This is a genomic window from Antrihabitans spumae (genome assembly GCF_043944905.1).
In the GTDB taxonomy this organism is placed as follows: Bacteria; Actinomycetota; Actinomycetes; order Mycobacteriales; family Mycobacteriaceae; genus Antrihabitans; species Antrihabitans spumae.
This window is the reverse complement of record NZ_JBIMSN010000034.1, coordinates 1-13238: the sequence shown is the minus strand read 5'-3', so window position 1 is coordinate 13238 and position 13238 is coordinate 1. Positions and strand designations below refer to the sequence as shown.

12 protein-coding genes and 1 pseudogene are annotated in these 13238 nt (G+C 63.5%); 8 read left to right on the top strand and 5 right to left on the bottom strand.

The window, feature by feature from the left end; all coding sequences use genetic code 11:
- The first annotated feature begins 178 nt into the window (after window positions 1-178).
- From ACHIRB_RS08810 to ACHIRB_RS08785, 6 genes and pseudogenes are all read left to right on the top strand, one after another.
- Entirely contained in the window at window positions 179-1528 is a 1350-nt protein-coding gene (locus tag ACHIRB_RS08810) for an NAD(P)/FAD-dependent oxidoreductase (RefSeq protein WP_395124571.1), read from the top strand.
- The gene (locus ACHIRB_RS08805; protein ID WP_395116230.1) at window positions 1525-2286 is read left to right on the top strand and encodes a DUF1365 domain-containing protein; all 762 of its coding nucleotides are present in this window, start codon (window positions 1525-1527) and stop codon (window positions 2284-2286) included. The genes ACHIRB_RS08810 and ACHIRB_RS08805 overlap by 4 nt, the downstream gene beginning before the upstream one ends.
- Before the next feature lie 68 nt (window positions 2287-2354).
- Complete coding sequence (locus ACHIRB_RS08800; RefSeq protein ID WP_395124627.1) at window positions 2355-3632, top strand: class I SAM-dependent methyltransferase; 1278 nt, start codon at window positions 2355-2357, stop codon at window positions 3630-3632.
- A complete protein-coding gene (locus ACHIRB_RS08795) occupies window positions 3629-4933 on the top strand; it encodes a class I SAM-dependent methyltransferase (RefSeq protein ID WP_395116232.1) in 1305 nt (434 codons plus the stop codon). Before ACHIRB_RS08800 ends, ACHIRB_RS08795 begins: the two co-directional genes overlap by 4 nt.
- A pseudogene (locus tag ACHIRB_RS08790) lies at window positions 4930-5721 on the top strand (DUF1295 domain-containing protein); the annotation flags it as partial. The gene ACHIRB_RS08795 and the pseudogene ACHIRB_RS08790, both read left to right, overlap by 4 nt.
- Before the next feature lie 30 nt (window positions 5722-5751).
- Window positions 5752-7200, top strand: a complete 1449-nt coding sequence (locus ACHIRB_RS08785) for a lipase family protein (RefSeq protein ID WP_395124626.1) — start codon at window positions 5752-5754, stop codon at window positions 7198-7200.
- A 5-nt stretch (window positions 7201-7205) separates the two neighbouring features.
- Here ACHIRB_RS08785 and ACHIRB_RS08780 read toward each other — a convergent pair whose 3' ends face one another.
- Complete coding sequence (locus ACHIRB_RS08780) at window positions 7206-8090, bottom strand: SDR family oxidoreductase (RefSeq protein ID WP_395124570.1); 885 nt, start codon at window positions 8088-8090, stop codon at window positions 7206-7208.
- Entirely contained in the window at window positions 8087-8503 is a 417-nt protein-coding gene (locus ACHIRB_RS08775) for a nuclear transport factor 2 family protein (RefSeq protein ID WP_395124569.1), read from the bottom strand. The genes ACHIRB_RS08780 and ACHIRB_RS08775 overlap by 4 nt, the downstream gene beginning before the upstream one ends.
- A gap of 88 nt (window positions 8504-8591) precedes the next feature.
- Here ACHIRB_RS08775 and ACHIRB_RS08770 point away from each other — a divergent pair, with 88 nt between their 5' ends.
- A complete protein-coding gene (locus ACHIRB_RS08770; RefSeq protein WP_395116238.1) occupies window positions 8592-9257 on the top strand; it encodes a TetR/AcrR family transcriptional regulator in 666 nt (221 codons plus the stop codon).
- Here ACHIRB_RS08770 and ACHIRB_RS08765 read toward each other — a convergent pair whose 3' ends face one another.
- From ACHIRB_RS08765 to ACHIRB_RS08755, 3 genes are read right to left on the bottom strand one after another with little or no spacing between them, the layout of a single operon-like run.
- Window positions 9258-10367 (bottom strand): PDR/VanB family oxidoreductase, encoded by a 1110-nt coding sequence (locus tag ACHIRB_RS08765; RefSeq protein WP_395124568.1) that lies wholly within the window; start codon window positions 10365-10367, stop codon window positions 9258-9260. It abuts the gene before it with no gap.
- The gene (locus ACHIRB_RS08760; RefSeq protein WP_395116242.1) at window positions 10364-11281 is read right to left on the bottom strand and encodes a metal-dependent hydrolase; all 918 of its coding nucleotides are present in this window, start codon (window positions 11279-11281) and stop codon (window positions 10364-10366) included. The genes ACHIRB_RS08765 and ACHIRB_RS08760 overlap by 4 nt, the downstream gene beginning before the upstream one ends.
- Window positions 11278-12243 (bottom strand): alpha/beta fold hydrolase, encoded by a 966-nt coding sequence (locus tag ACHIRB_RS08755; protein WP_395116244.1) that lies wholly within the window; start codon window positions 12241-12243, stop codon window positions 11278-11280. The genes ACHIRB_RS08760 and ACHIRB_RS08755 overlap by 4 nt, the downstream gene beginning before the upstream one ends.
- 249 nt (window positions 12244-12492) lie before the next feature.
- On the opposite strand from ACHIRB_RS08755, the gene ACHIRB_RS08750 reads away from it, so the two are divergent.
- Complete coding sequence (locus tag ACHIRB_RS08750; protein ID WP_395116246.1) at window positions 12493-13176, top strand: TetR family transcriptional regulator; 684 nt, start codon at window positions 12493-12495, stop codon at window positions 13174-13176.
- Window positions 13177-13238 lie beyond the last annotated feature (62 nt).

The following is a 13238-nucleotide window of genomic DNA, read 5'->3' as shown; positions in this document are numbered from 1 at the left end:
GCAATTGCGATGGGACCGAACACAAGTCGTCTTCCGAACGCCGTCACCGGTACCTCCAGAGTAGTGTGCCAAACCGATCGGATGTCTTCGGAACAGATCGGGCGCGGGATAGGTGTGTTCCGGACCACACGATTTTCGAGGACCAGTCCTCGACGTGGTTCGGCTCCGAAAGGTTGATATGCATAATGGATCGACTGCGACCGGTAGCGGCCTGCGGCGCAACGTTGCCGTCGTCGGCAGCGGGGTCGCAGGATTGACTGCTGCGCACGTACTCGCGAAACGCGATCGCGTGACGCTTTTCGAAGCGGACGACCGTCTCGGCGGACACGCACACACCCAGCGAGCGCCACTCGGCGACGGTACTCATGTGAACATCGATACCGGCTTCATCGTCCACAACGATCGCACGTATCCGACGCTGCTTCGGCTGTTCGCCGAACTGGACGTGGCGACACAGGAATCGGACATGTCGATGTCCGTGCGATCCGATATCGACGGACTCGAATATGCGGGCGCAAGAGGCCTCGGCGGATTGTTCCCACGGGCGCGGCTGGCAACGAACGGTCGTTATCTTCGGATGCTGTGGGAGGTCACCCGCTTCCACCGAGCCGCACGTGCGCTGCTCGACGGCGCTGCCGACACCGATCCCGACGAAACGCTCGCAGACTTCTTGCTGGCGCACAGGTTCAGCGACTATTTCCTAGAGCATTTCGTGAAGCCGCTGGTTGCCGCGGTGTGGTCGTGCGATCCGGCGATCGCCGCCGACTACCCGGCGAGATACCTGTTCCGCTTTCTGTCTCATCACGGCATGCTGACCGTGTTCGGCTCGCCGACCTGGCGGACTGTGACGGGTGGTTCGGTGCACTACGTCGAGAAGGTCGCCGCTGGGCTCGACGAGGTCCGCACCGGCGTTGCCATCGAGCGGATCGACTCGCGCCCTGACGGCGTGCACCTCACCGACCGGTCCGGAGCCGTGCGTAGTTTCGATGCCGTTGTGGTCGCGGTACATCCGCGCGACGCCCTGGCAATGCTTGCCGAGCCGACGGAGCTGCAATCGAGTGTGCTCGGAGCCATGCCGTATTCGGTGAATCGCGCACTACTGCATACAGATACAGCGGTGCTACCGGACGCGCCTCGCGCTCGCGCTTCCTGGAACTATCTGATTCCGGCCCAGCCGACAGACGGTGTTGTCGTCACCTACGACCTGACCAGGCTGATGAGAATCGAAACCGGCAGCAGCCGAAGGTTTCTCGTCACACTCGGTGGCGAAGGTATCGTCGATCCGGCGACGGTGATCTCCGAGATGACGTACGGACACCCGATCTACACACCGGAATCTGTTGTAGCACAACAGCGGCTGCCTGAGATCGCCTCGGATGCGCTGGCCTTCGCCGGTGCGTACCACGGCTGGGGGTTTCACGAGGACGGCGCGCTTTCCGGACTGCGCGCGGCCGAGCGCCTAGGTGGGTCATGGGAGGACGGTGCCGACGTGGCACCCGCCAGGTCTCTTCGTGTGGTGCGGTCATGAAGCCCGCGCTGTTCGAGACGCAGATTCGGCACGCGCGCCTCGATCCGATCCGCCATTCTTTCGAATACCGTAGTTACAGTTGGTTCGTCGACCTCGACGAGTTGCCACGGCTGCCGCTCTGGTTGCGTCCGTTCGCGAAGTTCCGCGCCGTCGATCATTTCGAAGCGCCTGTCGGCGACGACTACCTCGGGCCTGACACGCTCCGCGGCCGAGTGGAGGCGTTCCTCGCGAGCGAAGGCGTCGCCTTCCGTGGCGGCCGGATCACGGCCCTACTCAACGCCCGCGTACTCGGCCATGTGTTCAATCCGCTGAGTGTGTTCTGGTGTCGCGACGACGACGGCGTGTTGCGCTGGGTGATCGCCGAGGTGCACAACACCTATGGGGAGCGGCACCCGTATCTGCTCGAACTCGACGGGGCAGGTCGGGCGCAGACCGACAAGCAGTTTTATGTCTCGCCATTCAACGAGGTCGACGGTCGCTACGATATGTCGGTGCCCGAGCCGGAAGCTGAACTCGCGGTTCGCATCACGCTGCGGCGTGACGGTCGAGCACCGTTCGTCGCCACGATGCGCGGTCGGCGTCTACCAGCCACGACGCGGACTGTGGTCCGTGCGCAATTGCGAACACCGCTGGCGCCGCTCGTCGTGTCGGCCAGGATTCGGAAGCAAGGAATTTGGTTGTGGGCCCGCGGTTTACCCGTTGTTCCGCGTGTTGCCGTCTCGCGCGGTGCCAAGGAGTCGCAGGAGGTAGGGCAGTGAGTAGTCAGAGTGTCGACGACGGAACCTCCCGCAATACACCGTCGGCAGGTACCCCGCCGTGGGGCGATCTGGTTCGCAGACCGCCCGGCCTGCGCGGTCGGCTCTACACCCGTGGGGCGGACCGATTGTTCCGCAGGGCCGCAAAGAAGCTTCCGGTCCGTGTCGAGTATCCGGACGGCACCGTGGTCGGCGCACAGGGCGGCTCGGACATATTGCCACGCATGATCATTCGGCGCCCCGACGCCTTCGCCGAGCGAATGGGCACGCGCGGTTTGATCGGCTTCGGCGAGGCCTACATGGTCGGTGACTGGACCTCACCCGATCCTGCGGCGGTACTCACCGCGTTTGCGACGAAAATGGCCAGGCTCGTTCCGCGCCCGTTGCAACGGCTGCGTGGACTGTTCGTCGCGAACCCACCCGCGACCGAGCACGGCTCGGAAGAGAATGCCCGATCGAACATTTCGCGCCACTACGACCTGTCCAACGAGCTGTTCGGACTGTTTCTCGATCCTACGATGACCTACTCGGCGGCGCTGTTCAGCGAACCCGTCGCGGACGGCGTGGAGCGCGGCGTCGAGCTGTTGCGAGTCGACCAGCCGTGCCCACCGGCGACGTGGGAACAGTTGGAGCAGGCGCAGCACAACAAGATCGACCGTCTCCTCGATGCAGTTGGTGTGCAGCGGGGTACGCGCCTACTGGAAATCGGCACCGGCTGGGGCGAGTTGTGCATCAGGGCTGCCGCACGGGGTGCGATCGTCAGGTCGGTCACGTTGTCGCGCGAGCAGCAGGAGTTGGCACGCAAGCGCGTCGACTCTGCGGGACACGGCGATTCGGTGCACATCGACCTGATGGACTATCGCGAGATCGAAGGCTCCTACGATGCGATCGTCTCGGTCGAGATGATCGAGGCTGTGGGGCACCAGCATTGGCAGACGTACTTCGGGGCGCTCGACGAGTTGCTCGCTCCCGGTGGCCGTGTCGCGCTGCAGGCCATCACCATGCCGCACGACCGGATGCTTGCAACCAAGAAGACGTACACGTGGGTGCAGAAGTACATTTTCCCCGGCGGCTTCCTCCCGTCGGTCGAGGCGATCGAAACGGTTGCGTCGGAACACACCTCGCTGCGAGTCGCCGAGCGATTACGTATGGGCGCGCACTACGCGGAGACGTTGCGACTGTGGCAGGAGCGATTCGGTTCGGCGACCGCGGACGCCGAGGCGCTCGGCTTCGACGAAACCTTCCGGCGAATGTGGAAGTTCTATCTCGCGTATTCCGAAGCCGGTTTCAGGTCGGGGTATCTCGACGTGCAGCAGATCGTCCTGCATCGTGACGAGGTTGTCCGATGACTGTTGCCGCCGAACTCGAACGAGCGTTACGGCCGATCGTCCGTGGTGAACTTCCGGTACGGCTGACCGGCTGGGACGGTAGTACGGCCGGCCCGCTCGACGCACCGCACGTGGTGTTGCGTGGACCCGAGGCGCTGCGCGCAATGCTATGGAGCCCAGGAGAATTGGGTGCATCGCAGGCGTATGTCACCGGAGCGCTCGACGTCGACGGTGATCTGGATGCGGCACTGCGACATGTATGGAACGTCGTTGCCGAACGCGACCTCACCGGCATCCGGCCGTCGCTAGCTACGTATGCGAGGCTGCTGCGGGTCGCCGTGAAGCTCGGATCGTTCGGCGCAAGGCCGGCCCCGCCCGCGACGCAAGCCCACGTCAAAGGTCGACTGCACAGTGCGCTTCGCGACCGCGCAGCCATCAGTCATCACTACGACCTGTCCAACGACTTCTATGCCTTGATACTCGATCCGGCGATGGCGTACTCGTGTGCGTACTTCACCCGTAATGCGCCTGGGGCGCCGCAAGATCCGGCGTACGGGATAGCGGAGGCGCAGCTCGACAAGCTCGATCTTGTATGCAACAAGATCGGTTTGGGTCGGCCTGGGATGACGATGCTCGACGTCGGCTGTGGCTGGGGCTCGCTGAGTCTGCATGCCGCGCAGCACTACGACGCCAAGGTTGTCGGAATCACCATCTCCCGTGAGCAGAAGGCGTTCATCGACAAACGAATTGCTGAACGCGGACTCGGTGATCGGGTCGAGATTCGGTTACAGGACTACCGCGAGATCACCGGCGAGCAGTTCGATGCCGTCGCGTCGTTGGAAATGGGCGAGCACGTCGGGGAGAAGAATTACGCCGTCTACGCAAAAGTGTTGTACGACAACGCCGCGCCGGGTGCGCGTGTACTCGTGCAGCAGATGTCGCGCAGCGGACCCCATCCGGGCGGCGGACCTTTCATCGAATCGTTCATCGCTCCCGACATGACTATGCGTCCTGTCGGCGAGACGGTCGGCTACATCGAACGAGCCGGCCTCGAGGTCCGCGACGTCCATGCCCTACGCGAGCACTACGTGTGGACGGTCGAGGAATGGCTGAAGACGTTCGAATCGCATTTCGACGAGGTCGTCGACATGGTCGGCGTGGAAATGGCGCGAGTGTGGCGACTTTATCTGGTCGGCGGCGGCCTGAGCTTCCGGCAGGGTCGGATGGGCGTCGATCAAATTCTGTCCGTGAAACCGGCTGCCGATGACGAGCTTTCGTGGCCGGCGGTCCGCCGCGACAACATCGGCGTCGGTGCGGTGTGAACAACTTCTCGCCTGCCTGTTTCGGGCTGATCGCTCTGGTCTCACTGCTGGCATTGGCGGTCCTTCAGGCGGTCACCTTCGCGATCGGCCGAAAGATCGGGCGTTACAACGTCGTCGACGTCACCTGGGGCATCGGTTTCGTCGTCGTCGCGGCCGTTGCGGCGATACTCGGCGACGGTGATTCGTCCCGGCGCTGGTTGTTGTTGGTCCTAGCCGCGATCTGGGGACTCCGGCTGGCCTGGCACGTCCATCGCAAATCCGTTGGCAAAGGCGAGGATCCGCGCTATCGCGACCTGTTGGACCGACCAGGCGGCGGACCCGGCACAATCGTTCGCAAGATCTTCCTCACCCAGGCTGCTGCGCAGTGGTTCGTGTCGTTGCCGTTGCAGGTATCGGCGGCCGCGGGTCCGACGACGGGACCTTGGCGGTTCGTCTTCGTCGCGGGTCTGGTCGTGTGGTTCGTCGGCTTGCTGTTCGAGGCCATCGGCGACGAGCAGCTCAATCGCTTCAAAGCCGATCCGGCGAACAAGGGCACGATCATGGATCGTGGCCTCTGGTCCTGGACCCGGCACCCCAACTACTTCGGCGACGCCTGCGTGTGGTGGGGCGTGTGGCTGATCGCGGCCAGCGCGTGGCCGGGTGTGCTGACGATTCTGTCGCCCATCGTTATGACGTATTTCCTGATCTTTGCGACGGGTGCGCGGCTTTTGGAGAAATCGATGTCGAAACGCCCGGGATATCCGGAGTATCAGGAACGAACCAGCTACTTCTTTCCGCTGCCACCGAAAGGGGCCGAGCAGAAGTTCACGTGTGATTGGATGTTGTCCATGTCACAGTGGGGTGCAGCTCTAGTCATCGACGATCAGCGGCGTTGGGCGGCGCGTGTTATCGCAATTGTCGTCGCCTTCGTAGCGGCAGCGACGATGCTGTCGGTGGCCCAGGTTCCACGCGCGGCGGCAGAACCTGCGCCGCCCGCAGATGCGTTCTACGATCGGCCGTCCGACCTCGCGTCGTTTGCGGCAGGCGACATCATCAGAAGCAGGCCTGTCCCGGTCAAAGCGTTCCAGTTGTTCCCGATCAGGGTGCAAGCCTGGCAGCTGCTGTACCGAACGGCCGATGCGAACGGCGCGCCCGATGCCGCAGTCACCACCGTGATGATCCCCGAAGGTCCTGCCAAGCCGCGGCCACTGCTGTCCTATCAGGGCGCGACCGACTCGACGCTGCGAATTTGCAACCCGTCGTACGGCCTTGTCAACGGTCTGCCGATCGATTTCAGCAGCCCGGCCGGTCCGATCACCCTGCCCGTCCCTGCCGCGGAGATTGCCTTTGCCGCAGGTGGTTTGGCCGAGGGCTGGGCCGTCGCCATGCCGGACCACGGTGGCATCGACAACCGCTTCCTCACGCCGCGGCAGCCCGGGTTCGCCGTGCTGGACGGGATTCGGGCAGCGGAGAATTTCGGTCCGCTCGGGTTATCGGGCGCCGCGACGCCGACCGCACTCTGGGGCTACTCCGGTGGTGCGATCGCCAGCAGTTTGGCAGTCGAAGAGCAGCCGACCTACGCTCCCGAGCTGAACATCAAGGGCGCGGCCTTCGGTGCGCCGGAGCGCGATCTCGAAGCGTCGCTCAGGTCGGTGAACGGAGCGCTGCTCGGCGGACTCATTCCGCTCGCACTGTCGGCGATCGGCAAGGATTCTCCGGAGTTCGAAACCGAACTTGCGAAATATCTGACCCCGCAGGGCAAGGCAGTCATCGACGAGACTCGCAATCACTGCGCTTCGCAGAATGTGTTGAGCAACATCTGGATTCGTTACGAGAACTTCCTGACTGCCCCGATCGACGTCGTCCTCGCCAACCCGGTGTTGCGTCGAGAGATCGATGCCCGCGGTGTCACCGATCGGACCCCGACAGCGCCGGTATATGTCTACAACGGCGTCACCGAAGAAGTCGCGCCGATCGTCGGGACGGACAAGCTGGTCAACGGCTACTGCGCACGAGGTGCCGCGGTGACCTATCGCCGTGAAGAGTTGCCACCCAACCCTGCGCCGCAGATCTTCACCACCCACGGCACCGTGGTTGCCACCGGCGGACCGGCAGCGTTCAAGTGGCTGAAGGAGCGGCTGGCTCCCGGTGCGCCGACACCGTCCGGTTGCGACATCCGGACGGTGCCGAGCACACTTCTCGAGCCTGGTGTCGCAGCGGAGTTGCCGCCGTTCGTTGCAACCGCACTTTCGATGATCATCGGTCTGCCGATCGGCAGCGGGCGCTGATACCGCTACAGGTCGTACAGCATCTTCAGGGCTTCGGCTGAGCTGTCGTCGTCGGACAGGCGCTTCGGATCGATGAAGAAGTCCGGTGCGAACGAGGTCTGCCCCGGCTTGTGGCTGTATGCAGACAGGTCGGTGATGCCTTCTTCGGCGAGGACGTCTTCGACGATCGCGGTGTTGCCTGTGTAATCGACGTCGCGGCCCAACATGATGGCTGCCGCGTCGGCGACGATCTGCGGTGTGCGCGAATGCGCGACTCCTTCGTCGCCGCCGAGCAGGTTCTGGACCGCAGCGGTCGCGATGGCGGTCAGCGGCCAAAGGCAGTTCGCCGCAACGCCGTTCGCACGTTCGGTCTGCGCGACGCCGAGCGTGACGATGCTCATGCCGTACTTGGAGACGGTGTACGCCGACGGCGCGAACCAGGTGGGGTCGAGGTTCAGCGGCGGCGACAGCGTCAGCACACGTGCGTGCTCGGATTTGCGAAGGTGCGGCAGGCACGCCTGCGTGACGACGAAGGTCCCACGTACATTCACCGACTGGATCAGGTCGAACCGCTTCATGGGCAGCGAACCGATATCAGCCAGATTGAGCGCGCTCGCATTGTTGATGCACAGGTCGAGGCCACCGAATTTCTGCACGGTCTGGGCAACGGCTTCGGCTACGCGATCGTCGTCGCGAATGTCGCCGACGATCGGAAGGACGTCGGCGCCCAACGCTCGCAGCTCGTCTGCGGCGTCGTGAATTGTGCCGGGCAGCTTGGGGTTCGGGGTGTCGGTCTTGGCGATCATGGCGATGTTCGCGCCCGCACGTGCGAGCGTGCGTGCAATCTCCAGACCGATGCCACGACTACCGCCGCTGATGAAGGCCGTTTTGCCGGCAAGCACATCGGTCACTTTGCTGCCTCTGCAGCTGCGTGTGCCTGCGCCATCTGTTCCATCGCCGCGGCGAACTGTATGGACATCTTCTCGGCGAAGAGGGTGACGGCCTTGAGCGGCCGGAGCATAACGGTGAATTCGTCGATCTGTCCGTCTTCGCGGGTGTGCAGGAAGTCGCAGCCCTGGATGTCCAGTACGCCGACCTTCGCGTTGAAGACAAGCGCGTGATCAGCGTCGCCCTCGCCGCCGATTTCCTTGGCGTAGGTGAGGTCCTCGAAGACATTGGAGACAGCGCTGAGAATCGCTCCGACCGTGTCCCGGCCGTGGTACGGCTTGTGCGCGATGGGGCTGCGGAAGACGACGTCCTCGGCGAGGAGTTGCGGAAGCGCGTCCCACTGCTTGGCTTCGACTGCGGCGCGGAACGGGTGCATAGGGTGGTCCTGTCGGTTCGACGGCAAACGTATAACAACTGTTATACCATTGCGTTATTGCAGCGTCTACAACACGAGAGCGACCGATATGAGCAAGCGCCGAGCCGACCCCGAGATGCGTTCTCGGCTACTCGAAGCTGCGGCAAAACTGCTGGCAGTGGAGGGTCCGAGCGCGCTGACCACGCGGCGGACCGCCGCCGAGGCAGGTGCGACGACCATGGCCGTCTACACACATTTCGGCTCGATAGGCGACCTCGTCGATGCCGTTGTCGACGAGGGTTTCGCCCGGTTGTCCGACCTCTTCGACGATGTCGAGCGGACCGACAACCCAGTCGCCGACCTCGCGGGGCTGTCGCGCGCATACGTAACCAATGCACTGGCGAATCCGCATCTCTACGCGGTGATGTTCGGCAGCGCCTCGCTCGGCGGCTACCGACCGAACACGCCCGACGAACTCAGCGCGGGCAAGTACACCTTCGACGAGATCATCGAGGCGACCGGACGAGCGATTGCTGCAGGCCAGATCGTCGCCGACGACGCGACGAACGTAGCCGCGCAGCTGTGGAGCACGCTGCACGGCGTCCTGATGCTGCACACCGCGGGCTACTTCGGGTCAGGGCGCGAGGCCGCCGAGCGCATCCTGGTCCCGGCACTGATCAATCTGATGACGGGGTTGGGCGCGGATCCGGCGATCGTGAATTCGGTTGTTGCACAGGGGCTTGTCACACAAGTGCAGAACGCCAACACGCACTGATCAGAGATCGAGCACGAGTCGATCGCCTGCCGCACGGGAAACACAGACAAGCATGTCGCCGCGATCGCGGTCCTCGTCGATGAGCGCGGTGTCGCGGTGATCGACCGTGCCCTTCAACACCCGAACGATGCACGTACGGCAGAACCCCTGCTGGCACGAGTACGCGATGTTGGGCCGCTTCTGTCGGACCACCTCGAGTACGGTTCGATCGGCGGGCACCTCTAAGGTTTCGCCGGTTCGCGCCAACTCCACTTCGAAAGCGGTGCCGTCGACGACCGGTGGCGCCGAGAAGCGTTCGTAGTGGAACTCGACCTCAGGGTTGTTGCGTAGGACGTCGAGCATCCCGCCGATCATCGGGACCGGACCGCAGGTGTAGATCGCGGTGTTCGGTCGGACGTCGTTCAGCAGCTCTTTGGGGTCAGGCAGACCGTGCTCGTCGTCGGTCCGGATGGTTACCCGGTCCCCGAATTCGGCGAACTCGTCGAGAAACGGCAGCGAATCACGACTGCGACCCGTGTAGGTCATCGTCCAGTCGAGTTGCAGTCGTTGTGCCAGTCGAGCCATCGGCAGAATCGGCGTGATCCCGATACCGCCTGCGACGAAATGCAGATGCTTGGCCGGTGACCCGTAACCGGGTGCGACGAAACCGAATCCGTTGTGGGGTCCACGAACCTTGATCTCGGATCCGACCTGCAGTTCGTCGTGTATCTCTATCGAGCCGCCGTTGCCGTCGGGTATGCGACGCACAGCAAATCGATAGCGCCGCCGATCCGCGGGATCACCGCACAGCGAGTACTGCCGTTGTCGACCCGAGGGCAGCCGCAGATCGAGATGTGCGCCGGGGTGCCATGGCAGCAGTTCGCGATCGTCCGGTGCAGCGAGAATCAGGCTTATGACGTTCTCGTCCTGCGCCTCGACTCGCTTTTCGAGGATCACCATGGTCGTCGTGTTGTCGTCGACGCGAGATTTGACCGCGCGCCGATGGATCAACATCGACCAGCCTACGTAGCCGCCGATGAACTTGTCGTAGAACCGGATCGTCAGGTCACGGTCGCGCCGCCCGTACAGATTGGGCGGCACGACCTTGGGTGCCGGTCGATAACCGGTCAAGACGCCGCAGCCCGTGCGGCGGGCGATTTGGCCAGGTAGGCAAGGGCCTGTGCCGTGTTGCCGACCGACTCGGGTGAGTAGCCGGGCTTGAGGCAGAGGAGAAGGCTCTTGCCGATCATCGGAAGCGTGGGAAGCGCGCCGCGGTACATCGCACCGAACACACGCGCCAGCGTCTTTGCGTAGCCGGGGTTGTCCATCGACGGATCTTCGTTGGTCAGGTATTTCGTGCCCCTGACCACGAAGATGAGCAGGCTTGCCACACCGAGGACCATTGTCGTGTTGCGACGGAAGTAGCCGACCTCGAAGTATTCGGCGACGTCATGGGCAACGTGGCGATGCTCGACTTCCTCGGCGCCGTGCCACCGGTAGAGGTCGAGCATGCGGGGTTCGCCGCCGAACTTCTCCAGGTCGGCATTGATGATCCAGTCGCCGAGGAAGGCGAACATGTGCTCGAGGCCGGATATGACGGCAAGCCGCTCGACGAGGTACTGCTGCTGCGCTGCAGGACGGATGCCGGGACGAGGCCCGATGATTCTGCGGAACAGGTACTCGACGTGGTCGACGAAGCTGCGGGCGTCGATGTCGTGCGCGGCGAGGAACTCCCAGATCACCTTGTCGTGCGTTTCGGCGTGCATCGACTCCTGGCCGATGAAGCCGAGCACATCCTCACGCAGCTTCTGGTCCTTGATCAGCGGCAACGCCTCGGTGAACGTTGCGCAGAACATCCGCTCGCCCTCGGGGAGCAGCAGGGTGAGTGCGCTGATCAGATGCGATGCGGTCGGCTCGTCCGGCATCCAGTGCAACGGGGTGTCCGCCCAGTCGAACGTGACGTTGCGGGCATGCAGGTCGACCTTGCCGGGGTCGGTGATGGACTTGTCTGGTGTGGCGACGGTATCGCGACCGAGCAGTTTCACAGGGACTCCTTCGTGGCGTCTGTACCGGATGCGGTGAGCGAGTCGATGAACGTCGTTGCTAGCTCCGCGACCAGCTCGGGTCGGGAGTAGGGCAACCAGTGCCCGGCTGCCACGTCGACGCGGCGGAGGTCAGCGACCCACTTGCCGGTGTCGTCGTAACCTGCGGGACGGACTGCGACGTCTCTTGTGTTGACGATCAGCTGGACGGGAACCTCGGTGTGGCGGTCGCGCGGGTGCAGCAGGCGCTCGACGATGTTGGCGCGGTAGTACCGCAGACCGCTGATCATGTCCGCGCGCAGCGTCTCGGAGAATTCGAGATGCTCGTTCGGCATGGCTTCCATGATTCGCAGGGCCTGGGTCCATACGCGCTCGGTGCCTGCAACTCGGAAGAAAGCGTCGGGAACGACGGGCAACTTGAAGAACCCCGTGTAGGCGGACGAGAGCAACTGGCTGATCGGGCCCCACAGATTGCGCAGCGTCGGATTGGACAGCCGATCGCGGACCCATTTGCCAAGGTGATCGAGGTTCGGTCCGGAGATCGAGGTGAAGGAAGCGATCCTGCTCTCGGCGTCGGGTTCGCACACTGCGTCCCATGCGGTCACCGAACCCCAGTCGTGGGCGACTACATGGACGGGACGAGCCGGGCTGACCGCGTCGATGACAGCGAACAGATCCTTGGCGAGTTCGGCAAGCGCGAAGTCGGCTACGTCGGCTGGGTCGGTCGATTCACCGTGGCCGCGGACGTCGTAGGCAACGACGTGAAAACGGTCGGCGAGCAGTGGCGCGACGGCGTTCCACAGGTGATGGGTGTCGGGCCAGCCAGGAATCAGGACGACTGTTTCGGTGCTCGGGTCGCGAGGTCCGTACTCGAAGACAGCCAGCTCGATCGGACCGCTGCGGACGGTCGATCGGCGGGGTGCGGTGCGGTCGCGCGCATCGGGAGCGAGACGGATCAACTTCATTGTCATCCTGTCGGGATCGATTCCAACCTCGGCGGTGAGGCAGGACGCCGTACCTTCGGAAACAATAAGCGTTACTTGCGGTACAACCAACCTGAGAATCGCGCCTTCTTGGCGCTGTGTCAAGTGGGACGGAGGCAACGCGCGCCTCGCGTCAGGCTTTATGCCGCGGTAACACTCACCCGTGCAGAGCGTGGCAGTATCGGTCGCAAAGTATCGACCTCAAATGAGAAGACGCGGAGGCGAACTGTAGTGACCGAGTCGAGGTCGGCCGAGGACGGCCAAACGAGCGTTCGAGACGAGTTCGTCGACGCGGCATATCGTCTGATCGACGCGCAAGGTCCGGATCCGAGCATGGACGACATTGCGCGCGAGGCGAATACGAGCAAACCGCGGTTGTATCGCTACTTCGCGGACAAGGACGACCTCTACCGCGCCGTCGCGCAGCGGATGGCTGACGACATATTTCGGCGGATTCGGCCCGACTTCAACTTTGTACTGAGCTCTCCGGAGACGACGCTCGGGGAAACGATTCGCGCATTCACCGACGTGGTCGCCGAACATCCTGGGGTCTTTCGATTTCTCGCCCGTGGTCGGTCGCAGTACGGCGGCGAGGGCACCGGGTTTCCGCTCGACATCGGGCGGGATGTCGCACGCAAGATGGTCAGCATCGCCGAAGCGGTATTGAAGTCCGTCGAGGTCGAGACGTCCGGAATGGAATTGGCGATTTACGCCGCGGTTGGGGCGATGCTCGCGTCGGCCGACTATTGGTTGGAGTCGACACCGGCCGGGGATCCGCTGGACAAGGACAATTTCGTCGTTGTGGTGACGCCCTTGATCTGGGGAATCATCGACTCGCATCTGAAGCGACTCGGCGTCGTCATCGATGCAGATCAGCCGATCTTCGTCAGCCTCGCCAAGATCCGTGAAGGATAGGCGGCTACGCCGCTCGTGAGTTAAAGGTGCCCTCCGGACGCGCTGCTGGGGTGAAAATGGGG